The sequence below is a fragment of the Chryseotalea sp. WA131a genome (genome assembly GCA_025370075.1).
Classification (GTDB): Bacteria; Bacteroidota; Bacteroidia; order Cytophagales; family Cyclobacteriaceae; genus ELB16-189.
Genome location: CP073016.1, coordinates 2734062 through 2760544, shown reverse-complemented (window position 1 = coordinate 2760544; position 26483 = coordinate 2734062). Strand labels below are relative to the sequence as shown.

General features: G+C 42.6%; 18 protein-coding genes and 1 tRNA gene. 8 read left to right on the top strand and 11 right to left on the bottom strand.

The window, feature by feature from the left end; genetic code table 11:
* Positions 1–35: 35 nt before the first annotated feature.
* The 4 genes from KA713_12550 to KA713_12535 form a co-directional block, all read right to left on the bottom strand.
* A complete protein-coding gene (locus KA713_12550) occupies positions 36–1268 on the bottom strand; it encodes a replication-associated recombination protein A (protein UXE69116.1) in 1233 nt (410 codons plus the stop codon).
* A 36-nt stretch (positions 1269–1304) separates the two neighbouring features.
* Positions 1305–2435 (bottom strand): DUF3667 domain-containing protein, encoded by a 1131-nt coding sequence (locus KA713_12545; protein ID UXE65317.1) that lies wholly within the window; start codon positions 2433–2435, stop codon positions 1305–1307.
* Positions 2432–3457 (bottom strand): aminotransferase class I/II-fold pyridoxal phosphate-dependent enzyme, encoded by a 1026-nt coding sequence (locus KA713_12540; protein ID UXE65316.1) that lies wholly within the window; start codon positions 3455–3457, stop codon positions 2432–2434. Before KA713_12540 ends, KA713_12545 begins: the two co-directional genes overlap by 4 nt.
* A 107-nt stretch (positions 3458–3564) precedes the next feature.
* Entirely contained in the window at positions 3565–3909 is a 345-nt protein-coding gene (locus tag KA713_12535; protein ID UXE65315.1) for an MGMT family protein, read from the bottom strand.
* Positions 3910–3994: 85 nt separating this feature from the next.
* Here KA713_12535 and KA713_12530 point away from each other — a divergent pair, with 85 nt between their 5' ends.
* The 4 genes from KA713_12530 to KA713_12515 all read left to right on the top strand — a co-directional run bounded on the left by KA713_12530 (position 3995) and on the right by KA713_12515 (position 9512).
* Positions 3995–5524, top strand: a complete 1530-nt coding sequence (locus tag KA713_12530) for a hypothetical protein (protein UXE65314.1) — start codon at positions 3995–3997, stop codon at positions 5522–5524.
* 91 nt (positions 5525–5615) lie between these two features.
* Positions 5616–5705: transfer RNA gene (locus tag KA713_12525), tRNA-Ser, on the top strand.
* 597 nt (positions 5706–6302) lie between these two features.
* Positions 6303–7388, top strand: a complete 1086-nt coding sequence (locus KA713_12520) for a Fic family protein (GenBank protein ID UXE65313.1) — start codon at positions 6303–6305, stop codon at positions 7386–7388.
* 213 nt (positions 7389–7601) lie between these two features.
* Positions 7602–9512, top strand: a complete 1911-nt coding sequence (locus tag KA713_12515) for a mucoidy inhibitor MuiA family protein (GenBank protein UXE65312.1) — start codon at positions 7602–7604, stop codon at positions 9510–9512.
* Between the two features lie 59 nt (positions 9513–9571).
* Here the strand turns inward: KA713_12515 and KA713_12510 are convergent, their stop codons facing one another.
* The 3 genes from KA713_12510 to KA713_12500 form a co-directional block, all read right to left on the bottom strand.
* The gene (locus KA713_12510; protein ID UXE65311.1) at positions 9572–12043 is read right to left on the bottom strand and encodes a ribonucleoside-diphosphate reductase subunit alpha; all 2472 of its coding nucleotides are present in this window, start codon (positions 12041–12043) and stop codon (positions 9572–9574) included.
* 58 nt (positions 12044–12101) lie between these two features.
* Positions 12102–13088: a ribonucleotide-diphosphate reductase subunit beta gene (locus KA713_12505; GenBank protein UXE65310.1), complete on the bottom strand. Its 987-nt coding sequence runs from the start codon at positions 13086–13088 to the stop codon at positions 12102–12104.
* 654 nt (positions 13089–13742) lie between these two features.
* A complete protein-coding gene (locus KA713_12500; GenBank protein UXE65309.1) occupies positions 13743–14870 on the bottom strand; it encodes an ISAs1 family transposase in 1128 nt (375 codons plus the stop codon).
* A 186-nt stretch (positions 14871–15056) separates the two neighbouring features.
* Between KA713_12500 and rplU the strand changes: the two genes are divergently transcribed.
* The 4 genes from rplU to KA713_12480 all read left to right on the top strand — a co-directional run bounded on the left by rplU (position 15057) and on the right by KA713_12480 (position 20812).
* Positions 15057–15365 carry a 50S ribosomal protein L21 gene (gene rplU / locus KA713_12495; protein UXE65308.1) on the top strand — a complete coding sequence of 103 codons (309 nt, stop codon included), beginning with the start codon at positions 15057–15059 and terminating at the stop codon, positions 15363–15365.
* A gap of 117 nt (positions 15366–15482) precedes the next feature.
* Positions 15483–15740 carry a 50S ribosomal protein L27 gene (gene rpmA / locus KA713_12490; GenBank protein UXE65307.1) on the top strand — a complete coding sequence of 86 codons (258 nt, stop codon included), beginning with the start codon at positions 15483–15485 and terminating at the stop codon, positions 15738–15740.
* Positions 15741–15986: 246 nt separating this feature from the next.
* A complete protein-coding gene (locus KA713_12485; GenBank protein ID UXE65306.1) occupies positions 15987–19160 on the top strand; it encodes a SusC/RagA family TonB-linked outer membrane protein in 3174 nt (1057 codons plus the stop codon).
* Between the two features lie 11 nt (positions 19161–19171).
* Complete coding sequence (locus tag KA713_12480; GenBank protein UXE65305.1) at positions 19172–20812, top strand: RagB/SusD family nutrient uptake outer membrane protein; 1641 nt, start codon at positions 19172–19174, stop codon at positions 20810–20812.
* 323 nt (positions 20813–21135) lie between these two features.
* On the opposite strand, the gene KA713_12475 is transcribed toward KA713_12480, so the two are convergent.
* From KA713_12475 to KA713_12460, 4 genes are all read right to left on the bottom strand, one after another.
* A complete protein-coding gene (locus tag KA713_12475) occupies positions 21136–22728 on the bottom strand; it encodes an FMN-binding glutamate synthase family protein (protein ID UXE65304.1) in 1593 nt (530 codons plus the stop codon).
* Positions 22729–22811: 83 nt separating this feature from the next.
* Positions 22812–23330 (bottom strand): hypothetical protein, encoded by a 519-nt coding sequence (locus KA713_12470; protein ID UXE65303.1) that lies wholly within the window; start codon positions 23328–23330, stop codon positions 22812–22814.
* 92 nt (positions 23331–23422) lie between these two features.
* Complete coding sequence (locus KA713_12465; protein UXE65302.1) at positions 23423–23806, bottom strand: four helix bundle protein; 384 nt, start codon at positions 23804–23806, stop codon at positions 23423–23425.
* A gap of 62 nt (positions 23807–23868) precedes the next feature.
* A complete protein-coding gene (locus KA713_12460) occupies positions 23869–26424 on the bottom strand; it encodes a zinc carboxypeptidase (protein UXE65301.1) in 2556 nt (851 codons plus the stop codon).
* Positions 26425–26483: the final 59 nt, after the last annotated feature.

Here is a 26483-nt window from a genome sequence, read left to right as displayed (position 1 = left end):
TAATGGCAGAATTTTCAAATTGACTCATTTTCAAATTAGTATCCATACTTCTCCTTCCACAAATTCTTCAAATAGTTCCGTAACTCATTTTCGCGCGGATTATTACCGGGGTTGTAAAACGTAGTGCCTTTAATCTGTTCGGGTAGAAATTCCATATTCACAAAGTTATTTTCAAAACTGTGGGCATATTGATAATCCTTTCCATAACCCAAGTCTTTCATCAGATTGGTGGGCGAGTTACGCACAGATAACGGAACAGGCAAATCACCTAAATCGTTTACCGCTTTTAAAGCATTATCAATCGCTACGTAGCTGGCGTTGCTTTTGGGCGAACTCGCCAAGTACGTTGCGCACTGCGAAAGTATAATCCTTGCTTCGGGATACCCAATTACATTGACGGCTTGAAAAGCACTGGTGGCCATCACCAATGCCGTTGGGTTGGCGTTACCAATGTCTTCGCTGGCCAATATCACCATTCTGCGGGCAATGAATTTGACATCTTCACCCCCTTCAATCATTCGGGCCAAATAATAAACCGCTGCATTGGGGTCGCTGCCGCGGATGGATTTGATAAAGGCGGAAATGATATCGTAATGTTGCTCACCACTTTTGTCATAGATGGCAATGTGTTTTTGTGCTACGTTCATCACCAACTCATCGGTAATGACCACATCACCAACAGTCGCTTCGGCAATCAAATCAATTAAGTTGAGAAGTTTGCGCGCATCGCCCCCTGAAATATTAATCAGGGCCTGCCGTTCTCTTATTTCAATGGAGCGATTTTTCAAATCATTGTCTTGCAGAATGGCGTGTTGTGCTAGTTGAATGAGTTCATCATTGGTAAGCGGCTTGAGCACATACACTTGACATCGCGAAAGCAAAGCGGAGTTGACTTCAAAGGAAGGGTTTTCGGTGGTGGCGCCAATCAAGGTAATCGTTCCTTTTTCCACCGCACCAAGCAGTGCGTCTTGCTGTGATTTATTGAAACGGTGAATTTCATCGATAAATAAAATTGCACGAGTGGTATATTTTGCTTTTTCAATAATCTCCCGAACATCTTTCACGCCCGCGCTCACAGCACTTAAAATATGAAAAGGTCGCTTTACTTCATTGGCAATAATATTGGCGATGGTGGTTTTGCCCACTCCAGGCGGTCCCCACAAAATCATGGAAGGCACGTTGCTCGTTTCAATGGCTTTGCGGATGATGCCGTTGGTTCCTACCAAATGGCTCTGCCCAACTAAGTCGGTTAACTTAGCAGGGCGCATGCGTTCGGCTAAAGGCACTCGGTTGTTAATCACAACTTAAATCGATAAGAACACTACAAAAGCACTAATTGCAAAAGCAATTGCTACCAAGATGATGAATAAAAAACCAAAGACTAAGTATTTTAAAATAGTTTTCCTCCAGCTTTGTTTGTACATGCGCTTCATGGCGAACAACAAGTACAGTACAATCCAAAACCCTATAAACGTGCTCGTCCATGCAAGCCAAGGCAAAAGTCCTACCATTATTTGCAAGGTGCCGGCTAGGTAAAAGAAGTTGTAGTAGTAAATCGAGAATACCAGGTGTTCGCTATAGTAGTATCCCCTGCGGATATACAGCAACTTGAGCAGTAGTGCGAAAAAAGGAAGCAAATAGAACAGCACCTTGGAAAAATTGTCCTTGAAGGCAGCAAGAAATTCTTCACCCAATCTTTCTGAATCTTCGCCATACTTGTTTCGTACATTAATGACTTGTTTTGAAACAAGCCGAACAAACCAATTGTCGCGGTCTGCCTCTGGCTTGGTCAGCTGAATGGAGTCATATGCTTCAATCGTCTTGTATTCTGCTACATCATCGAAATTGAAACTTGCACCGCTTTGCTTTTTCTTTTTTGACTTAGTGGTATCTAAGCTGGCATTTACCTGCTTCTGGACGGAATCACTCAGGGCAACAAATGAGGAATCGCCCGTAAATTTTACAACTTGATCCAAACCTTTCTTTGTATTATCGGCAATTTCTTTCTTGTCTTTTTCACTGAGTTCAACTTTGTCCTTTTCAGTTTTTTTTTCTTCTTCAAAATCTGCAACGGAAAAAAAGGCGAAGAAGAACACAAAGCTGATGAACACGTACATGCGGGCGGGATGGTAATAGCTTTCGCGCTTGCCGGCACAATACTCTTCAGCTAAAAACCCTGGTTTTGTAACTAGGTATTTGGTCGTGCGGAAAAATTTCCCTTCGTAACTCCAGAACGATGAAATGAAATTTGTCCAGAGCTCGCCTAGCGTTTGCCGCTGTGGAATATCCTTTTGACCGCAATGATGGCAAAAGGTATCGAGCAATTTTGTTCCACAGTTCAAGCAAAACTCATTGGGCTGCTTGCGCTCCCCACCTTGTTCGGCATCTACCATTCCCTCCGAGATGGGTATCGATTTTCCTAATTCATCCATCATGAAAAACGAAGTTGATTTAATGCAGTGATTGTCTTTTGCAGCATAGTATCATCAAAATCCAAATGTGTCACCAACCTGATTTCAGTAGCGCTAAAGGCGAGTGCCTTTATATTATGATTTCCTATTTTTTCTAAGAACAAAGTTGGTGTTACAGCGGCTACCAGTTCGAAAATCACAATATTGGTGTCTACTGGCATTACTGATTTTATATACGATTGTTGCTGCAAGCACTCGCCTAATTTTTTTGCTCGTGCGTGGTCTTCTTTCAATCGACCAACATGATGGTCTAGGGCATAAATTCCAGCAGCAGCTAAAAATCCAGCTTGCCGCCAAGCTCCACCAAAAACCTTGCGCATTCTTCGCGCTTTTTTTGCAAACTCCTTTTTGCAAACCAATACTGAACCCACAGGAGCACCTAATCCTTTCGATAAACAAATTGAAATCGTGTCAAAATATTTTCCGTAGTCAACCGCATTTTCTCTTGTGGCTACTAACGCATTGAACAACCTTGCTCCATCCAAGTGCATTTGTAAATTTTTGCTGCGAGCAAAGGCACTTATTTTTTCAATGTCTTTCAATGAATAAAAACTTCCCGCTTCACGCACCACTGTGTTTTCCAAAGCTACCACCGCTGTGCGAGGATAATGCTGGTCATCGTTATTGATATTGGCCGCAATTTCCTCAACTGATATTCTTCCTCTATCGCCATTCAATAATTTTACACTTACCTGACTGTTGCCCATCAGTCCACCTCCTTCATATTTGTAAATGTGTGCGCCTTTGTAGCAAATCACTTCATCGTAGGGCTGTGTGAGCACGTTGATGCCAATTTGGTTGGTCATGGTGCCGCTGGGGCAGTACACGGCTGCATCCATGCCTAATAGGGCTGCGCACTTTTCTTCCAGTTTATTTACCATGGGGTCTTCACCAAAAACATCATCGCCTACCTCGGCTGTGAACATGGCCTCTTTCATGGCAGGAGTTGGTTTGGTTACGGTGTCGCTTCGAAGGTCGATTGTCATGTTGAAAAATATTGAAAATTTGTGTTAATTCATTACCTCATTTGGCTGCACGTCCATGCTTCAGGCCGCAGGCTTGTGGCGTGTAGCTTGAAGCATGAGGCAAAGATTTAAAGCAACTCCTTCCTCGGATCCCAAAGTCTCTTTTCAAAATCTTGTACTTGATGTTTCTTCACTTTCACTCCTTCTTTTTCCAAACTCTTTTGCATCGAATTTGGTGGCGTGAAGTGATGCCGGCCAGTCAACAGTCCTTTTGAATTGACCACTCGGTGTGCAGCAATACCTAGGCCATGGGCCGCATTCATCGCCCATCCCACCATACGCGCGCTCATGCCGGTGCCAAGGTATTTGGCAATCGCACCATAGCTCGTAACACGGCCCTTCGGAATCAACTTCACCACTTCATATACGTCCTCAAAAAAGTTGTGCTTCTTTTCGGGTTTGGATTTTGGCATAACAGCAACTGATGTTGGACGAAAGTTACAGTTTTAATAAACGCACAAAATACTAAATTTGCCACTCGTTAAAATAGTTTTCGTCATGCGGCTTTGGCCTTTTATTGTTGTTTTTATTTTGGTGTCTGATCATCTTTTTGGGCAAAATTTCATTTTTCCTAGCACTGAAAACTGGACGGTTTTAAAAGAAGGCCAAGAGCTCACCTTTAATTTGAATGTCACCGACCCAGAAAAACCTAGGTTTTCGATAGACGGAATCAATGGCTACCGAATTTCGCTTGATACGCTCGGCCGTTTTTCGTGGACGCCTTCTTTTGATTTGGTTGACCGTCTTGAAAAGCAAAAAGAAATCACGTTGATATTTCAGGCCGAATGGAAAAATGGTCATCGCATACGGAAGCCAATTTCATTTACTATCCTCCATCAAAATAGGCCGCCACTGATTGACGACTTGCCCACTTTTTACGTCAAGCAATCCACGCAAAATCAATATCAAATTTCAGACGATTATGTGACCGATCCTGACAATGACCCCATCGTGTACAAGCCTGTTGTTTCACAGCTGCCAGAGGGTTTACAGTTTTCTTCGCAAGGTTTAATTACCTGGAACCCTTCGCGCAATCAATTCAACTTCTTAAAAAATAATGCGTTGGTTTTGGAATTTGTTATTCAAGACCAACCCGAACAAGCAGAGATAAAAGGCCGTATAAAAATTGCCCAGACGCAACTCGACCTGCCGCCTGATTTGCTCATCCTTCCGGGCGATAGCACCTTCACCATCAAAGAAGACGATCGGTTGAACTTTAAGATTTATGCTTCTGACCCAAATGGAGATGATAACATCACCACGTTCGACTTTGTTAGTTCCGATACGCGTATCAGCAAAAACAGTTTGAAAGAAAGTACCAATGTGCAGGGTGAGTTTACTTGGTTGCCGGGATACAGTTTTGTAGAAGAGGCAGAAAAAGAAAAGGCCATTGGTTTGATTTTTTTTGTGTTGGATAAATCCGCCAATCGGATTGAACGTAAGATTAAAGTAAAAGTGCTCGATGCCGAAAATATTGATGAAAAGGACAAGTTGCTATTTCAGAAATATAAAAACTTGCTCCTTACAGCCAAATCATTGATCGAAAAACTAGACGAGAACCATGAGGTGTTGAGCAAAACATTGAAGCAAGCGAAAAAGGGCAAAAAGAATCGCGCCATTTTAAATGCATCGTTGGGTGCAACCACCGGATTATCGCCTGTCGTTTTATCGAACGACCCCAACAGCTACAAAGCCGTTTCTGCCATTGGGGGAACTACGGTGCTTACGTTGGGAACCCTGGAAGCAACGGAAGTGATTGGCAAATCGAAAAATGAGATTTTGGACAAGCTGAAAATCAATGTTGAGATCCGTAACCAATTGCAATTGGAGGGTGACAACTTTGCCCGTAAGTATGCCCTTAAATCTGCCCGCAGGGATAAATCTTTTGATGCCGACCGCGATAAGCTGTTGCCCATTATCAACAATCAAAAATTGGAGACTTTAGAGCTTAGTGCAGCCTTGCCGGCCTATCCTAAATACGATAACGAGGAAATAAAAAAGACTTTTGCCGATTTTAGCGAAGAGTAGGGTTGCTGGTTTGCCGAAAACAAAATAACCATTACTTTTGCAGTCCAAAATCGCAAAATAACTCCTTCGCTAAAGCTGCGAAGAAGTAAACAGAGGAGTGGTAGAGCGGTTTATTGCACCGGTCTTGAAAACCGGAGACCTTTCACGAGGTCCGGGGGTTCGAATCCCTCCTCCTCTGCCAGTTGAAAATCAACTAAAACTAAAAGCCCAAATTCTCTATGAATTCGGGCTTTTTTCTTTTTATACCCTTTCAAATTATTCAAAGTCGCTCAATCCCTAGGTGCCGGTAGCGGTGCTCCGCTCACGCCTTAGCGAAATGATGAACCTGATTTCATTTGATAAAAGTGATGATAAGAGAATCTAGCAAAGTGAAGAACCGTAACTTAATTCATTCAGAAAATTGGGCTACACCAAAAGACCTATACGACTTACGTAACTCTACTTTGTCAAATATCGGATTTAGATAACAATGGTTTTGCTTTTGGTTTGGATTTGATGGATAACCTTCTCAATTTTTTTTGACGGGCAAGGGTGCACCACAGAATCGAGAAACTTCTTCTAAACAGCAATGTCGTAAGGCAACAGAGGGTAAACCCAAGTTAATCCCTCATGTATACTTTCTATACTTGAGAGTTTTATCATGTATATTATTTATCACTATCTTTACATGATAACCCAATCAGGTATAAACCTTTTACATGAAATGAGCATAGGGGTGTCGTACTCCACAATACGATAATCCGAATTCCAAGTGACTAGTAGCAATAAACATTAACACATGAAAGATTCTGCTGAAAACCCCTATAACAAACTACCTGTACTACCCCCTAAACGGGAAAAAATTGAAACCGTGAAGGTGTTGCGGCAGTTGGTGAAATCATCTGTTGCTTTAGCAGAGTTAAAGGGGTTGGCTCCAACCTTACCCAATCCTTCCATTCTATTAAATGCTGTTATTCTTAAAGAAGCGAGAGCCAGCTCCGAAATTGAAAATGTAATCACCACGCAAGACAAACTATATCAGGCACTCTCTGCTAAAGGCATAGAACCTGATCCGGCCACAAAAGAAGTGTTGCGCTATAGAGAGGCCGCACTCTTTGGCTTTAATTTCATTAAGCAAAAAGGTTTTTTAAGCACGAATGCAATCATCAACATTCAAAAAATTCTGGAAGAAAATAATGCCGGCATCCGAAAACTTCCGGGTACCGCGCTAAGAAATGCCTCTACCAACAAAGTCATCTATACTCCACCCGATGACCACGAAATAATTTTAAAACTCTTAAAGAATTTAGAGGAGTATATAAATGAGCAAAATGATATCTCACCTCTTATCAAAATGGCAGTTCAGCATTATCAGTTTGAGAGCATCCATCCGTTCTATGACGGCAATGGTCGAACAGGAAGAATCATTAACATACTGCAAATCATACTTAGTGATTTATTAGAAAGTCCTATCCTATATCTAAGTGAGTACATCATTCAAAATAAAGCAGAATATTATCGTCTTCTTCAGGAAGTTCGTACAAAAGATAAATGGGAAGATTGGATTCTGTATATGTTAAAAGGCGTGGAGCAAACCTCCCTTGAGACAATCGAACAAATTAAAGCCATTCAAAAACTGTTCATCAGCACACAGGAAAAGGTAAAGAAGGAAGCTTCCAAAGCGTACGATAAAGAATTAATCGAGATTTTATTTGAGCACCCTTACTGTAAAACTGAAATTTTAACTACCCGCATGAAGATATCTCGCATTACAGCATCTAAATATCTTAAACAACTCGAAGACATTGGTATTCTAAAGTCAAAACAAGTTTGGAAAGAAACCCTTTATATCAACACCAAACTATTTGAGTTACTAATGAAGTAGCAATAGTTAAACATAACACAAAGTTACGGGTATGCGTAATAGAAAGCCGCAAAGGTGCGCTACGCTTGCAAAAAAATCTCTACCCTCACCACCCTCCACGCAAACCACAGGGTAGTGTTTTTTTCGGCAGCCCTTGCAACTTTATATCTGGCCCCGTTTTATGGAAAATACATAACGAAAGCATCCTAGTGTTGAAACCTAAACCTCAACGCTATGAAAGCAATCTTTACTTCATTATTGGCTATTACAATTGCTATGGCCTACGCTCAAGAGCAGAATCAAAGTGTATCTTCTAAAATTAGACAAGCCACGGTTTTCCTAGAAGGCGCACAAGTAACAAGAAATGCCACCGTAAACCTGAGGGCAGGTGTCACGATCCTCACCTTCAAAAACTTATCACCTCGGATATTGGAACAAAGCATTCAGGCGGAAGCCTCGCAAGGTGTAAAAATATTATCTGTTGCTTTTAATGTCGATTACCTTGAAAAACAACAAAAGCCGGGCAGGATATCAAATCTTGAAATCGAGAAAAAGCGGTTAGCCATTTTGCTCAGACAGGAGTTATCGCAAGAAGAAGTCTATAAGGAAGAAGAGATCATTTTAAAAACCAATAAGTCAATTGGCGGCACTTCAAAAGGCGTGGAGGTTGAGCAACTTAAAATCGCCATGGACTACTTTCGTCAGCGGCTATTGGAAATCAAGTCCAAGCTTTTTGAAATCGATAAAAACATCAGAAAAATAAATGAAGACATTGCCAAGATTGATAGCCAACTAAGGGAATTAAGTTCATCGAAAGAAGAGGAAAGTGGGGAAATAGCTGTGAAGGTTTCATCTAAAGCGGATGTTCAATCGAACTTTTCCTTAAAATATTTGGTAAAAAATGCGAAGTGGTTTCCATCGTATGACATTCGCGCAAAGAATATAGAGTCGCCCGTCAGCATTACTTACAAAGCCAATGTATCACAACAATCGGGTGAGGATTGGGACAATGTTGACTTGATCATCTCTTCGGCAAATCCGCTCATGGCGGGAGAGAAGCCGTCATTGAAAACATGGGTATTAGGATTCAATAATGGCTATAGCAATTCCATTCGAATCAGAGGCATAGCGTCTGTAGGAGTAAACTCAAGTAGCTCTTATGTGCAAGGTCGAGTGATAAGCGATGAAGATGGAGTTGGATTGCCGGGTGTTAATGTGGTTGTAAAAGGAACCACCATTGGCACGGTGACAGATGCGGGAGGAAACTATCACTTGTCGCTGCCTCCTGAAGCTTTTTCGTTAGTGGTTTCCTTTATCGGGATGAAAACCGAAGAAATTCCAATCAACGGAAGAAATGCAATCGATGTTCATCTATCTTCGGATGCAACTCAGTTGAATGAAATAGTTGTAACGGGTTATGGGGTTTCGCAAAAAAGAGAATTAACAGGTTCTATTAGTACCGTTACCAACGATGATGGATTTAGAACCTACACTCCGCGTGTGCCCAAAACAATTGCGGCTACCACTATTGTAAAGCAAACCAATTTTGAATTTACCATTACCGAGCCTTTTTCAATTAAATCAGACGGAGAAGTGCGTGCTACGGATATGGTTGAATATGGACTGGATGCGCTGTACGAATATTCTTGCGTTCCAAAAATTGATTTGGATGCTTTTCTAATTGCAAAAGTGACAGGGTGGGATGAATACAATTTTCTGGCAGGCGAAGCGAACTTATTTTTTGAAGGTAAATTCATTGGAAAATCGGTTTTGGATACACGCAACTCAAGCGACACGCTTCGTATTTCATTGGGCAGAGATTCAAATGTGTCGGTGAAGCGCGAGAAGTTAAAGAACCTCTCGTCAAGGCAATTGATTGGAAGCAGTCAAAAATCTTCGTTTACCTACGAGATTACAGTGCGTAATAAAAAAACGCAACCTGTCTTGATTTTGATCGAAGATCAGTTGCCTATTCCCAACACAAAAGATATTGATGTAGATAAGATAGAGGACTCCAACGCAGAGCACAACGAAGAAACGGGTTTATTGAAATGGAAAAAGGTAATTCAGCCCGGCAAGACAGAAGCCATCAAACTTCAGTATACGATCCGCTATCCCAAGTCGTCAAACATGATTTTGGAGTAAACAAAAAAACCCGGTGATAAGCCGGGTTTTTTTTCTTCTGAATTCTATTCTTGATTCTTTTACGAACCACACGCCTCGCACGCATCAGGATTATCCAATGAACATGCCATGTCGGCACGTTTTTGTTCGTAATCCGTTACGGGTGCTTCGTAGCGCAAGGTTTGTTGCGTTTCAGCAGCCACCATCACAGGTTGTTGTACGGTTACGGTTTCACTCACCGTCATGGTAGTGGTTGCCTCTGCGGTGGTAGGTTGGGCAAGTGCTGATTTATCAAGTGTAAACTTGATGGCATCGGCTGCTGCATTGCTACGCAAATAGTACATACCGGTTTTCAAACCTTTCTTCCAAGCATAGAAGTGCATCGATGTCAACTTGCCAAAGTTTGGATTGGTCAAGTGGATGTTCAAGCTCTGGCTTTGGCAGATGTAAGCACCGCGGTCGGCACTCATATCAATAATGGCCTTCTGCGAAATCTCCCAAACGGTTTTATAAATGTCTTTAATGTTTTGAGGGATTTCTGCAATGCCTTGTACCGAGCCATTTGCACCAATCAATTTTTGGCGCATGGTTTCGCTCCACAAACCTGCACTGATCAAATCTTTCATCAGATGCTTGTTGGCAATGATAAACTCACCCGACAATGTTCTGCGGGTGTAAATATTGGATGTGTAGGGCTCAAAGCACTCGTTGTTTCCTAAAATTTGCGAAGTAGAGGCGGTAGGCATCGGAGCCAACAACAAGGAATTGCGTACACCGTTTTTCTTCACTTCTTGTTTCAACTTGGTCCAATCCCATCTTCTTGACGATGGCGTTACGCCCCACATGTCAAATTGGAAAATTCCTTTTGATACGGGTGAGCCTTTGTACGATTCATATGGACCATTCTCTTTTGCCAACTCCATCGAAGCTTCCATGGCGGCAAAGTAAATCGTCTCGTGGATATCGGTATCCAAACCACGCGCTTCTTCTGAGTCAAACGGCATACGCAACAAAATAAACGCATCGGCCAACCCTTGCACGCCAATGCCGATGGGGCGGTGACGCATATTTGAGTTCTTCGCCTCTATAACAGGATAGTAATTTACATCAATTACTTTATTGAGATTGCGTGTTACCACTTTCGTGATCTCATACAATTTTTGGTGGTCGAATTTACCTTCGTCTGTTACAAACTTAGGCAGCGCGATAGACGCCAAGTTACATACGGCTACTTCATCAGGCGAGGTGTACTCGATAATCTCTGTACACAAGTTGCTCGACTTGATCGTACCCAAATGCTTTTGATTGGATTTGCGATTGGCGGCATCTTTGTACAACATGTAAGGAGTGCCCGTTTCAATCTGAGCTTCCAATATTTCAAACCACAAATCTTGTGCTTTTACTTGCTTGCGGTATTTTCCTTCTTTCTCATATTTTTCATACAAGCGCTCGAAATCTTCACCCCAACATTCGGCAAGGCCAGGAGCCTCGTTCGGGCAGAAGAGCGACCACATTTCGTTGTCTTCAATCCGCTTCATGAACAAATCCGGAATCCACATCGCATAGAAAAGATCACGGGCGCGCATTTCTTCCTTGCCGTGATTTTTCTTCAGTTCGAGAAAATCAAACACATCGGCATGCCACGGCTCTAAGTAAATGGCGAAACTGCCTTTGCGTTTGCCGCCACCTTGATCTACGTACCGAGCTGTCATGTCAAAGTTTCTCAGCATGGGCACAATGCCGTTGGATGTGCCGCCAGTTCCTTTAATATAAGAGCCCTTTGCACGCACATTGTGAATGCTCAAGCCAATGCCACCTGCTGATTGAGAAATCTTGGCGGTTTGTTTTAATGTATCATAAATGCCATCAATGCTATCATCCTTCATGGTCAACAAGAAGCAAGATGAAAGTTGAGGCTTGGGTGTGCCTGCGTTAAAGAGGGTAGGAGTGGCGTGTGTAAACCACTTCTCTGAAAGTAAATTGTATGTCTCAATAGCTGCCGGAATATCTTCTCCGTGGATGCCCACCGCTACCCGCATTAACAGGTGTTGAGGACGCTCCACCACTTTTCCATCGATCTTCATCAGGTACGAGCGCTCCAAGGTTTTGAAACCAAAGTAGTCGTAGCTGAAGTCGCGATCGTATAGAACGGCTTCGTCCAGTTCGGCTGCGTGTTCGTGAATCACCTTCCATGACTCCTTCGAAATCAAGGGGGCATTTTGCCCTGTCTTTGGGTCAACGTAGTTGTACAAACGTTTCATGGTGCTGGAAAACGATTTACTTGTAACCTTGTGCAGGTTCGAAACCGCAATCCGTGCCGCCAACTTGGCAAAATCTGGGTGCCTGGTGGTTAACGATGCCGCAGTTTCAGCGGCAAGGTTGTCCAGTTCTACGGTAGAAACACCGTCATACAAACCATTGATTACTTTCATCGCCACCTCTACTGGGTTGACAAATTTGGGATCTAAACCGTAGCAGAGTTTTTCAATTCGGGCGGTGATTTTATCAAACTTTACGGACTCCCGGTGTCCGTCACGTTTTAATACGAGCATGTTAGAATAGGTTGTGGGTTGTTAAAAAAAAAGTTTAAAAAATGGCGAATCGAATATATCAAAAATCTTCGTTCAACGAAAACTTTGGAGCACTTTCTTTTTCAGTGCTCTTCATTACTCCAGCTTTCTGGTATTCGGCCACGCGCTTCTCAAAGAAGTTGGTCTTTCCGCGCAAGCTGATCATGTCCATAAAGTCGAATGGGTTAGTGGCGTTGTACACTTTTTGGCCGACCAATTCATTGATGAGGCGATCGGCCACATATTCAATGTACTGGCACATTTGCAAAGCGTTCATACCAATCAAATTCACGGGCAGGGCATCGGTAACAAACTCTTTCTCAATTTCTACCGCATCTTTTATAATCTCAATCACGCGCTCCACGGGCAATTGATTTTTTACATGTTCAGTGTACAAGTGGCAAGCAAAATCGCAATGCAAGCCTTCATCGCGGCTGATCAACTCGTTAGAGAAAGTCAAGCCAGGCATCAAGCCGCGTTTCTTTAACCAGAAAATGGAGCAGAAAGAACCTGAGAAGAAAATGCCCTCCACGGCCGCAAATGCTACCAAGCGTTCTTGAAAATTTCCTTGGTCGATCCACTTTAGTGCCCAGTCGGCTTTTTTCTTCACGCAATCCATGGTTTCGATAGCGTGAAAGAGCATGTCTTTCTCTTTTGGATCTTTAACGTAGGTGTCTATTAATAAAGAGTAAGTTTCCGAGTGGATGTTTTCGATGGCGATTTGAAAGCCGTAGAAAAACTTTGCTTCGGTGTATTGCACTTCAGAAACAAAGTGCTCGGCCAAGTTTTCGTTCACAATGCCATCGCTAGCCGCGAAAAAGGCCAACACGTGCGTGATGAAGTGGCGCTCGCCATCGTTCAATGCCAGCCAATCTTTCATGTCTTGCCCTAAGTCAATCTCTTCGGCTGTCCAAAAACTGGCTTCGGCTTGTTTATAGTACTTCCATATGTCAGGGTGGGTAATGGGAAAGAGAACGAATCGGTCTTTGTTCTCTCTCAAAATGGGTTCAATATGGGTTTGGCTCATTTAAAAAATATTGGTTTAGATAGTGGTATGTCTTGTCAACAAAATCTTAAAAAAGAAGTTGCTGGTTTACTTGTTTAGTCGTTAAAATTTTTATGCAGCAGTCTTGATTTTTTAGTTGTACAAAAATTTTGACAACAGCATCGACAAATAACTTAAATGCAAAAGAGAATTCAAAGAGATGAACAACAGGCAAAGCGGTGAAAAGACAGGAAAAAAAAATCATGTAAAAGAAAATGAATTCATAATCACCTACTTAAAGAGTTGAAGCGAAGTGAAGTTTGAATTAAACTTTTTTTAAAATTTAATAATGCTTGAATGGTTGCTCAATCGATTGAATTGTTGTATTAAAGGCTGCGTGAAAATGAACATAGAATTTTGGAATCAGAGTTTGGAGATTTGGAGTGACTGATTGCCTATGTTTATTGATGACCAGAATAATTACCATTACCGCTTACCTACTTACTAAATTGTTAAACTCCTAGCTGTTTATCTTCAGGTAGGGTAAGTGACTTTCTCCGGCATTTTATCAATTTTTAATTTTCAACTGCCTGTTAATCAAATTTTTGACTATTTATTCTCCTTAGCGGAAAGCCTATTGCTTATATTTTATCTACCCTATTCTAATTCCCCTCTTTTTCCCCAGGGAAATCGCTTTTAACATTTCAGCACCAAACTTCTGTAACCATCATCTAGTGCAGCGGTCAACCGTTTAGATCGTTTGGACATTTTGGTGGATTTTTCTTTGTCCAACAAAGCCAAGGCCATCTTGTTGACAATCGAGAAATTGATAACCGAGTTTCCGGATTTCATCAGCAGGGCATCTTCGTTGAAGAGCACATCCAATGACCAGTGCAGGTTGTTTTCGATTGCCCAATGTTGCCTGATCTTGGCATTGAACTGTGCGGCATCCCCGCGCAAAGAAGAAATATAATAGCGGGCCTCCCGCGTGATCTTCCCTGTTTTCTTTTCTGCCCGTTCTGATCTTATCCGCACGATACTTTGAAGCCCCGGCCAATTCGAACGGTCATCTAAAAACCTCAGCCCACTGATCACATCACATCCCCTTTTTTCTGCACGCCCATGCCCCATATCTGTCTGCCTATGGGAATGGGAAGGTTTTTCAAGGGTGAACACTTTCTCGATCTGTTGTTTCAGACTTTTCTGGTTGTCCTTCACCATCAAAATATAATCGGCCTTCTTGTCGAGGATTTTCTGGGCAATATCCTGTTGGCAGCCCATTGCATCCACAGTGACCACACAGCTTTCAATGGCAAGCATGTCCAATAAAACAGGGATGGCGGTGATCTCATTGCTCTTTTCCTTCACACATTGTTGGCCCAGGCAAAGCCTGTTTTGGGTGGCATAAGCAGAGACCAGGTGAAAAGCTGTCCGGTCTTGCGAAGCTGATCCACAAAGCGTCTTCCCATCTATGGCAACCACTTCCCCGTCCGTTAGTTTGGACAGGGAATTGACCCAAAGCATAAAACACCGGTTGAACTCAACGGGGTCGATCAACGCAAACACCTTCCCCAACACATCGTGTGAAGGTATCCCATTTGCATAGGGAAGGTATTGGCGCAACCAGTCCAGTTTGGCTTTCCCGAAAACGTGTACGGGGCACCAGCCATCGGCCCCGCTCAGTACGGCCGAGATCACTAAAAACAAAATCTCATCCAGCGGGTATTGAAAGTGGCCTTTGGTGGTTCTGCGAGGGTCGGGCAAGGGGCTGAAGGATGTATGGAAAACCGAGTTGCTATCTCTAAGGGGATTTGGGCTACGCATTTTTTTTCACGTAACTCATTTTGATGAATCAAAAATACAGTATCACTGCCCTTGCTCCAAATACTTCATAATCATTTTGTTATCTGAAAATTTCTTAAAAGCGATTTCCCTGTCTTTTTCCCAACAAACCCTTGTTTTTTTGTCCAGTAGCCTTATCTTTGCACTCCAATTTTTAAAAGAACAAATATGTACGCCATTGTTGAGATTGCCGGTAAGCAGTTTAAGGTTAGCAAAGACCAATATATATATGCGCCTAAAATGGAGGGCGATGCAGGAACTGCTGTTTCGTTCGATAAAGTTCTTTTAACAGATGCAGATGGCAGCGTGCAGGTGGGATCTCCTACTGTTTCTGGCGTGAAGGTTTCTGGCAAAATCCTAGAGCACGTAAAAGGTGATAAAGTTATTGTGTTCAAGAAAAAGCGCAGAAAAGGTTATGCAAAACGCAATGGTCACCGTCAACAATACACGAAGGTGCAAATTGAAAGCATTGGATGATTAACCAATTTGATAATTTGAAGATTTGAAAATTACTTCGGTCTTCGATTTAACAAGTTGGTAATAAAGCTGGCATCATTTTCAAATTAACGAATTAGCAAATTTTCAAATTGAGTTATGGCACATAAAAAAGGGGAAGGTAAAGTAAAGAACGGCCGCGAGTCGGAAAGCAAACGCCTAGGTATAAAAGCTTTTGGTGGCCAAAAAGTAATTGGCGGCAACATTATCGTTCGCCAGCGCGGCACAAAGCATCACCCGGGTAGAAATGTGGGCATGGGAAAAGACCATACGCTTTTCGCCTTGATTCCTGGTACAGTAGTCTTTAAAAAAGGAAAAGAAAATAAGTCTTTTGTTTCGGTAGTAGCTGAGGCATAGAAAAACAAGCTAGTATTAATTATATAAGAGGCTGTCTTTTTTAAAAGACAGCCTTTTTTATGCCCCAAACTTTGCCAATTGACAGTATTACTTTTATGTTGTTGAATATTACTTCACCCATCTTTTATTCCGTTGCAGAAACCGTGTGCAGAAAGAAATTTCTTAAAAAATCCAGCAACAGTATTTTTTACTTGATAATAATACCATAATTTGGGGGACTTAAATGTTTAACCTAAACTAAAACCTATGAAGAAGTTTTTACTGTTGTGCTTCTCATTCGTTTTTGTGCTCAGTGCCTGGGCGCAAGAACGAGTGATTACAGGTAGGGTCTCGTCCACGGAAGACGGATCGGCTTTACCTGGTGTGAATGTGATCGTTAAAGGTACCACCAGTGGATCTGTTACAGATGCCGATGGAAAGTATTCTCTTTCCGTACCTGCCTCTGGCGGCAGTCTCGTTTTCTCTTTTATCGGTTTAAAGACCGCTGAGATTGAGATAGGAGATCGAACAGTCGTTGATGTTCAGCTTGGATTGGATGTTACCCAACTTTCTGAGATCGTTGTCACTGGTGTAGGGGTAGCTACTGAGAAAAGAAAACTTCCAATTGAGGTAGCGACAATGGGAGCAAAGGATTTTCCGCAAAGTGCTGTTGCTTCACTTGACCAAGCACTTCAAGGTAAAATTGCAGGAGCACAGATACAACTTACTAGTGGTGCCCCTGGATCAGCAGCGAATATTCAGTTGCGAGGTATCAATTCGTTGGGTTCTACGCAGCCTATTATTCTAATGGATGGAGTTCAGATCAGTGCGGGAAACGGAGATTCTCCTCTTCAGGGGTTGGATATGACCAACGTTGAGCGAATTGAAGTTGTAAAGGGTGCAGCTGCTGGTATGCTTTACGGAGCTCAGGGTGCAAATGGTGTAATTCAAATTTTCACCAAGAAAGGGTCACGCGACAGAAGAGTGAATATTTCCGTAAGCTCGAAAGTAATAATTGATGAGATCATCAGAGGGAGTGTGCCTCTAAACGCACAAAAGCATTATTTTCAAACAGATAGTCAAGGGTTTATTGTCGATGGGAGCGGTGCTAGAATTGCTCCAAACGCAAATGGAACTTGGACTAGCCCGGCCTCATTACTCAGTGGATCATTAAAAAATGATAAGCCATACAGGGAAGCAACGCCCGACCACCTTTCTCAAGCTTACAGACAGGCCGTTTCAACCAATTCTACGGTGAATATCTCTGGAGGAAGCGAGAAATTGGACTATTCTTTAAATGTCAATTATTTGAAACAACAGAACGTTCGATTTGGTGAATTGGAAAGAACGAACATTGGATTAAATATTGGAACAGAGTTGGTAAAAGGGCTAACCCTACGGTCAACTTCCCAATTACAACTCCAACAGGATAATCTTTTAAGTGGAAATCGCTTTGCCATGATTAATAATGATGCCTGGGTTGATTTCAATGCCACACTTCCAACAGGCTTCAAAGTAATAAAGCCGAGGTCTACGAATGAGTTTAATCCACTTTCAGAACTCGAATGGAGAACGCGGAGCGCCAAAGATGTTCGCGTTATTCAGAGTTTTAATTTTAATTACAAATTTCCAAAGTTTGTGACATTAGATTACAAGTACGGAGTACAATATTACAACTCAAATGGGACGGATGTCACAAGAAGTCAGGCTGGTTTTGTAACACCAGCATCAGCTTTTTGGGGACCACCTCCGGGAACTGGGCAGTATTTTCAGAACAATTCTAAATCGGTGTATCAAAACTCGCTGCTAACCGCTCTTATTAACTTTGATTTTAAAGAGGATTTTGGCTTCGGTATTCCCATTAAAACGGTTACTCAATTAACGTATGACTACCGTAAGGATGAGAATAGTTATTTTTCTGCGACAGCCAATGGCTTTAGCTATCCGCCATACAATTTAAACAATGGTACTACCCAAGCTGCTTTTTCAAATGAAGGAGCATTTACAACTTTTGGGTACCTCATCAATCAAACAATTGAGTACGGGGATATCGCGGGTGTGTCGGTTGGGTTTAGATCGGATTACTCTTCGGAATTTGGATTTAATTCAGCAGGTACGAGTATCACTCCTTTTGGATTCCCACGGGGTACAGCCTATTTCAATCTTTCTCAATTGATTGACGCGCAGTTTTTGACCAATTGGAAATTTAGGGGAGCCTATGGAGAGGCAGGTGTTCAGCCGTTTAACTACGCAAGACAGGATGTACTTAGCTCGCAGTTGTATGGATCAACTCCTGGATTGTTTAATCAGGCGGTTGCTCGAAATCCAGCTTTGAGTGTTCAACGAACAAAGGAGATTGAGGTTGGAACAGATTTCACGATTACACCCTCTTTTTCTGATCGTTGGTTAACAAAAATAGATGTTGCTTTTACGTATTGGGACAGAAAAAGCACCGATATTATTCAACAAGCAAACCAAGGTCAAACAACCGGTGTATCGGCAGTAGTAAACAATAATATCTCACTTGGTTCAAAAGGTATGGATATTAGCGTTGATCTTGGCGTGTTCACCAGTTCAAATTTCACTTGGAATTTAGGTGCACGAATTGGTACTGCAGAGACTTTGGTGGATCAGTTATCCCTCAATATTCCGGTACCTTATGGGCCAAGTGGCCTGTTCTTAAATCGAGTTGGAGCTCCCCTCGGTATTATGACCGGCCAATACGCAATCTCCTCCTTGGATGCGAAGCGACCTGATGGCACACCTTATATTACTACCCCTGCAGATTTTAGTGTAGTTAATACACAGTATGGTTCAATTGTAGTGAATAACATCAGTAAGGCTGCTGTCGTGAGTTCATCTACCGATCTGGTAGATATTGGCAATCCACAGCCATCCTATTTTGGCTCATTGATCAATGATTTTTCTTTCTTGAAGAATTTTCAATTGAATATGCAGTGGGATTTTATGGTGGGTAATAAGATATACAACCAAACTCGTCAGTGGTTATACAGAGATAATATTTCTAAAGACTATGATCTACCTATTACTGTTGCGGGTGAAAGTGGCGCTTGGGTTCAGACCTATGCAAGTTTATACAACTCGGTTTCGCCAATTTCGTGGTTTGTAGAAGATGGATCATTTGCCAGGTTAAGAAATCTTTCTTTGACTTACAATTTAGGCAGCGCGGTAAGAGGAAAATGGGCAAAACAAATTTCGGTCAATTTTGCTGCAAGAAACCTAGTCACTATTACTGGCTATAGAGGTTTGGATCCAGAATCTGTTTCATCAGGTGCTTCGGTGGGCGGTACCGCTCAAGGAGCAGGCATTTCGCAAATTGGAAACAATCAAAATCCTTCGGATGGACCGGCAAGGGGTATTGACTCTTTCAATTTTCCTAACTTGAAGTCCTATCAGTTTGGCGTTACAATCGGATTTTAAATACTAAAACTATGACAAAGAAATTATTATTAATAGCTGTCTTTATCTCCGTGTTTTCTGCATGTAATACGGATGAACTAAAATTGGTTAATCCTAACCAGCCCACAAAGGCATCCTTAACTTCCGAAACTGGGGTAAATGCTTTTGCAACAGGTATCTATGAAAAATTTTTAGGATTCCGCAATGATCTTGAAAATGGGAATAGTGGATTTATGTCTAATATCTGCATGATGAATAACTTAGGTGATGATGGTGTCATTCATTATGGAAACTTTGGTTGGAGATTTTGGGCGGTCTACAACAAAATTACGCTGCCGAATGGCACTAATTTACCACATACAATAGTCCCGTATGTATCGATGACTGAACAAATGAAGAATACTAACTCACGAGCAGCTGGTGACAGAAATGGCACAAAGTATGAGTGGTATTCGGCTTATTTAACTATCGGGCAGTGCAACGCATTGTTGGAGGCGTTGGATAAAACAATTCTATTTAGCGGTAATGCAGCAACCAAAAAGGCCACGTTGCAGGCATGGGCACTTTGGTGGAAGGGATTTATGTATTCCAGAGTTGGATCTTTGTACTTGGGTGGAATTATAAACAATAAGGTAGGCGAGACCAATGGAAACTATAAGGATCGAACAGAGATCATTGTGGAAGCAAATAGAAATCTAGACTTAGCTTCTGCGTTGTTAGCGGCCATAGCCCCTGGTGATGCCGATTATACATCTACAATTAACGGACTTGTTCCGGGATTCAACGGAACAGGCATTTCTGCTGCCAATTGGGTGAGGATGATCAATACCATGAAGGCGAGAAATTTGGTGGTGAATAAAAAGGTTTCTGCTATGACAGCTGGGGATTGGGCAAATGTGATCACTCTTTGCAATGCCGGAATGACAGCCTCAGACCTGCCATTCAATTATGGAATGTCAAGCGATGGGACTAATGACCTAGCGGGAAATTTTTGGCACACCAATTATTTGGCCAACGTGGAGCAAGATTGGGTGCGAGTTAGCGAGCGACTGGTTCAGGAGTACAAACCCGGTGATCAGAGACTAGCGAAAAATTTTGAACCGTATCCTTATGATGGAGGTTTTTCGCCTGCCTTCAGAAACAGAGGATTGAACTTTGGCACTACTTGGGCTTTTACAGACGTTGAGAATGGTGGAAAATTTGCTACGGCAGCCAATCAGGGACTCTGGCCAATTTCGCCAACCTATGAAGAAAACCAGTTAATGCTTGCCGAAGCTAAGATCCGAACAAATCAATTGGATGCTGGCTTGACTCATGTCGATAATGTTAGGACTTTCCAAGGTGCTGGAATAGCTAATGTAAGCGGAACGGGTTTAAACACTGCTCAAGCTATTGAAGAATTTAGAAGAGAAAGAAGAGCGGCTATGGCGTTGTGGGGTTTATCTTTTTATGACGCTCGTAGATGGGGTGTAATTGACAAGCAAAGTGCCGGAGGAGGTCGTTCAAATGCAAACGTTCTTGTTCCAGCTAATGTTTACGATCCAGAGGGAGATGGTATACCAGGTGTATATCCGTGCTATATTGAATATGATTATGCAGGATATTGGGACTTGCCAGCCAATGAGCTTGACTTTAATAAGCCACTAGAAGGTTCTGTTGCGGTTAAACAGTAAGAGAAGCTGTGATCAAATAATAAAAAGAGGCTGTCTCAAAAGGACAGCCTCTTTTTGTTCCATACAAATATTCTTTTATAAGACCCAAGCTTACAAACACCTAGGCTTTGGATAGATAATTAGTAAGTTATTAAAGACTATCGAGCGAGCCTTGACTGAGAAATCGGTCAAGGCTTTTTTTACAGGGTTTATGTAAAAATGGCTCCATTTGAAGCCAACCTAAGATTTCTTATTTTTTTGTTTTTAGTATGCAATTTGAAGTTCTCAATCGAAGATAAATGATCTCACCATTTGATCGGACATCAAAAAAAGCTTAAGAGTTATTAGACCACCTCAAAACTCTCGGCACTTGCTCTCTTCATGTAATCCTCATAGTCAAAAGGTGTATCGCCACCTTCCAATAAACATCCTTCGGGAAGAGTGGGGTAAATCTCTTCATAGGTTTTTACCATGTTCATGAATACTCTGCGGTACACATGCGTGCGATTGATTTTATCCGGATGGTCTATGCCGGCAGCGCCAATCAACTCCACGAAGCTTTCAACAGTATTTTTATGGTAGTTTGCCACCCTGGTTTTTTTGTCCTCAACAACCAACCCTTTCATGTAGTAGGGGTCTTGCGTAGCCACACCAGTGGGGCAAGTATTTTTGTTGCACTCCAGCGCTTGGATGCAGCCTAAAGCCATCATCATTGCACGCGCGCAATTACAGGTATCTGCACCTAGTGCCATGGCCCTTACCATGTGGAAGCCGCTCAATATTTTTCCAGAAGCGATGAGTTTCATTTCGTTTCGTATACCAAAACCGCGCAAAGCATTGTCAACAAATGCCAATGCATCAAGTAAAGGCATGCCTACCGAGTTGGTGAATTCGGGCGGAGCCGCGCCCGTGCCACCTTCGCCACCATCCACTGTTATAAAATCGGGATATGTTTTTAAAGCTACCATCGCTTTGCAAATGGAAAGGAATTCACTTTTTCTGCCTACGCACAACTTAAAACCAATCGGCTTGCCTCCAGAAAGATCTCTTAATCTTTTGATGAACAAGACTAACTCCTTTGGAGTGGAAAAGGCACTGTGAAAGGGTGGTGAGAAAACGGTAGTGCCAGGCTTCACCAAACGAATGGCAGCAATCTCTGGAGTATTTTTGGAGGCTGGCAAAATACCTCCGTGCCCTGGTTTTGCCCCCTGTGATAATTTTATTTCTATCATCTTTACGTTTGGCTTGATGGCGTTTGTTTTAAACGCTTCGTCCGAAAAATTTCCATCTTCCGTGCGGGCACCAAAGTAGCCCGTACCGATTTGCCAAATGATATCCCCTCCCGGTTGTAAATGATAGGGGCTCAAGCCTCCCTCACCTGTGTTATGGGCAAAGCCACCAATTTTTGCCCCAGCATTCAATGACAGAATTGCATTTTTGCTGAGTGAACCAAAGCTCATAGCAGATACATTTAACACGCTCATGTCGTATGGCTGTTGACACTCTTTTCCTCCAAAACGAATCCGAGGGCTATGGTCCATTTTATGAAAATCCTTGGGCGCGATAGAATGGGTGATCCACTCGTATCCTTCTGCATACACATTTAGTTGCGTACCAAAAGGGACAGTATCCGTTTGTTTTTTTGCACGCTGATAAATAACCGACCGTTCATTGCGGTTGATGGGAGCACCATCAGTGTCCGACTCCACAAAGTATTGTTGGATTTTTGGACGCAGATCTTCAAACACATACCGTAGTCTACCCAACACGGGAAAATTGCGCCTGATCGATTGTTTTGTCTGGATCATGTCGACCACTCCCATATAAATAATAGGAATGATGATCACGAATGCAAGCAGCATATCGGGCCAGAAAAAAGACCAAACAATAAAAACGGCAGAAATAAGTATGCTGCTAATGATGAATAGTTTTCTCATGATGGGGCAGGGTTAGCACTCAAATATAAACTATTGGCACAAAAATTCACCGCCCAATGCCTTTTTGTAGAAAGGCCAATGCGCTAGGCCACCTCTAGCCGCACTACCCCCCGGTTTCGAAGAAACTTGACCTGAAACTCTTGTGCCATAAAATGGTTCATTCTGTTTTCGGCCAAATGAAGGTGCTTGATGTTATCTTCTTGTATGCTAGCTTGAAATACAGTTAGATCTAAAACAGCCTGAATGAACAGTTCCTGTTTGCAAAACCGGTCTGTGCTTTCTTTGAAAAAGGCAATCCACTCGGCCTTGTATTTTTCCCGATGATCTCGTCCATCCCAAATAAATTCAAGCTGGTTGTCTCCACATTTAAACCGATAAATCGCTGCCAGGCTTTCGTAGAAACGGTCAAGAGGCTCAACCGAACCAGTTTTATAATTTCTAATTTGAAGACTAAAAGAGTCAACTAACCCTAACGGGTTGTGCCGAAGTTCAAACGAGTCCTTCACTTTTTCTACCAGGTAGCGAAGTAGCTCCTCCCGAAGTTGAAGTTGAGCTTCTTCGAGGAGATAATTTTTATCCAGCGGAAAAAATTTTCGCAACACTGGCAAAGGGTTTTGCAAAGGTAATAAAATTAGGCATTTGGAGTTAGTGAACGGTTACCGGTGTTCGGTAGTCAGTGTTCGGTATGTCGATTTTAGTGATCAGGTTTGCAAAAAGATGACGACTTTGTGATCATTGAACCGATCATTTTGCCAATAGAAAAACATCGGTTTAATAATTCGTCTGTCTTCGTTTTTGATAGATAGCCGCAATCGAAGGCTAATTCAATCCAATGCTGGGTCTCGAGCTGTTCGCCATCTGCATCTGTTAGCTTGCTTACAAAATGTTTTTCGTACCTTCTTTTGCCCCACGCTTCCGCAATTTGTGCACCAATCGATCTTGACGATCTTCTTACCTGATCAGTCATTGAGTACATCTCTTCCTTTGGAAAGCTTTTTGTCAATTCGAAGATTTCTTTTGATAACAGTCTAGAGAATTTATAGACTTCTAAGTCTCGAAAACTTTCGACATATTCCATGATTTAAGGATTTGTTTGAACACTATATCTTCTGCTCACCGAATACCGCTTACTGATCACTCTCACCTTCCCACCTCATTGCTCAGAAGCGGCCCATAAAAAATTGCATTCATCACCATCTTGTTTGTGCCGAACCAAAAGGCGCGAAAAGCTAAGTTTTCGGTAAAGCCAATCACCCGGCCCCGTCCTAGAGCAGAAACTCCCAAGCAAGAAGAATTTTTGAGCTTGGCATAATTTGGTTTCGAAATATAACCGCTCAACAGTGGAGCGTTTCCATACGAGAGTGGGTTAGCATAAGCACCGGGTGCCTTTTGCATGAAGATGTTGTTGGGTTTGAATAACGCGATTTTGGAATTGGTGTAACCATACATCAGCGGATTTGTCAAGTCGGCATCCGCTTCAAAAATGGCTCCGCTGGTTTCTTGTGCACCTCGGTTTTCTTCGATGTCGGCATAGGGTTTCTGTTTTGCATTTTCTTTTTTGGCATCCTCTTCTTTTTTGGTTTCAAATTTTGCTAGACCAGATGTAGTCAACCAATTAACGGCCGATTCGAACCCGATTACTAAACCGCCTGCTTGCGTCCACGCTTTTAGTTTTTCTTTTGCGGCATCGCTGATGGAGCCATAGCTTCCTTCCGGGAAGATGATGGTGTTGTAGCGATTAATATTAGTTGAGTTGAATACCGCGGTGGGCAGTAACGTCACCGGAATTTGAAACCGTGTGTCCAACAAATGCCAAAGCTCACCTGCATCCGTGGGGGATACATTGCCATCTACTAGCATGGCGATTTCTGGTTTTTTCAGTGTAAGAAAAGTAGGGCTTCCCAAACTCACACCGCGGTAATCGAGACCTGTACTAAGCGCGTAAACATCCAAGCCATCTTTTTCTGCGATTTCTTTCATGTAAACCTGTAGTTGCTCGGCCGAAACTTTTTCTTGATTCTCCACATGAATCAACAATGTGCCTCGCTCAAATTTTTTCCCATCAGCAAAAAAGGGGTCGGTGGCTACTTTTACCCGAATGTTCTTGCTGAGCAAACGGTAGGTAGCCCGAGGTATGTAGTAACCAAACGGCTCAACCACGTACGCATATTCTCCTTTGCCAATCATTTTGCCTTCTGGCATTTTTATATCTGTCAGTTTCTGGCCTAGCGAAATCGGAGTTTTTACTTCTTCGTATTCCAAGCCATAGGCCAGCGGCAACGTCCAACTACTGATGTCGTAAAACAAACTGTCTTTAAACTGCAATCGCTTTTCCACCATCGATTTGATGAGGCGATATTGTGCTTGATTAAACGGTATCACATAGCTATTCTCTGCTTCAAATGATTTTCCGTTGATTGTTTGGGTACTGGTTAATTTATGAATAGCGATCTGCTGCCGTGCTGCCATTTCTGCAAAGTGAAATAGTTTTGCTTTGTCTTTCGAGCCCACTACCACTGCTTTGGTCAAATCTTTGGCCGCTTCCGCGGAAGCGTTTTTGTAAAATTCGCGCTGGTATTCTAAAAGCTCTATGCGCATTTCATTTACCGCTTTAAGCGTACTCAGCGCGGTGGTAAACTGATTGCGGATGGTGAAAGGAAAACGCAAAATACCGTTCACACTTTCTTGCGCATGGCCGCGCGAACTGGCCTGCTCAAACAAAATACCGATAGCCCCTTGCACATCGGGAAACGTAGAGCCTTTGCCATAATAAAAATCATCGTAGCCTTCTTGTGTATAATAGAGTGACCCGATTTCATCTAACGCTTTCGCGTGATAGGTGCCGATTTTTTTGGTGAGCTCTAAATTTTTTTCGGGCGTGAGCGGATGCATGCGCGAAGGAACACCGGGTTGAAAGAAGAAAGTGGCATTTGTGCCCATCTCGTGATGGTCGGTAAGCACGTTCGGTTTCCACTGATGGAATTTTTTTACGCGCGCTTGCGACTCAGGGTGCTGTGCCACCAGCCAATCGCGGTTGAGGTCGAACCAATAGTGATTGAATCTACCGCCTGGCCAAGCTTCGTTGTGTTCGGTATCATTCGGGTCGGCATTGGGCACTTTGCTTTTGCGGGCATTTACCCAACCCGAAAATCGCTGCAAGCCATCTGGGTTAAAGCTAGGGTCAAAAAGAATGACGGTGTTGTCCAAGTACTTTTCAATCTCTGGTCCTTGCGCTGCCGCTAGGTAATACGCGGTGACCAACGAGGCGTTAGCTCCACTGGCTTCGTTGCCGTGAATGCTGTGGCCGATGTAAAATACAGCAGGCATATCTTTTACATCAAGACTGCCCGATTTTGCTGGGTCGCTCAATTGAATGTGTTGCATTCTAATTTGCTCAATGTTCTGATGGTTTTTGGGTGAAGTAATGATCAATACAATTACAGGCCTGTTTTCATGGGTTTGGCCGATAACTTCTAATGAAATCCGGTCGGAGGCTTTATCCAGTGCCATCATGTAGTTTACCAGCCGATCGTGCGTGATATGCCACTCGCCCACTTGATGTCCGATAACAGATTGAGGGGTTGGGATGGCAGGGTTGTATTGGGTTTTGAAGAGAAGATAGTAGTCAAGATTTACCTGCGACCAAGCGGTCGATAAGCATCCCAACGTCAGACAGATGGCGAGTAGTTTTTTCATTTCAAGTAGAGCTTTGATTAAAAAATCAAGTAATCGCATTTTCTGCGTTTTCGCAATCG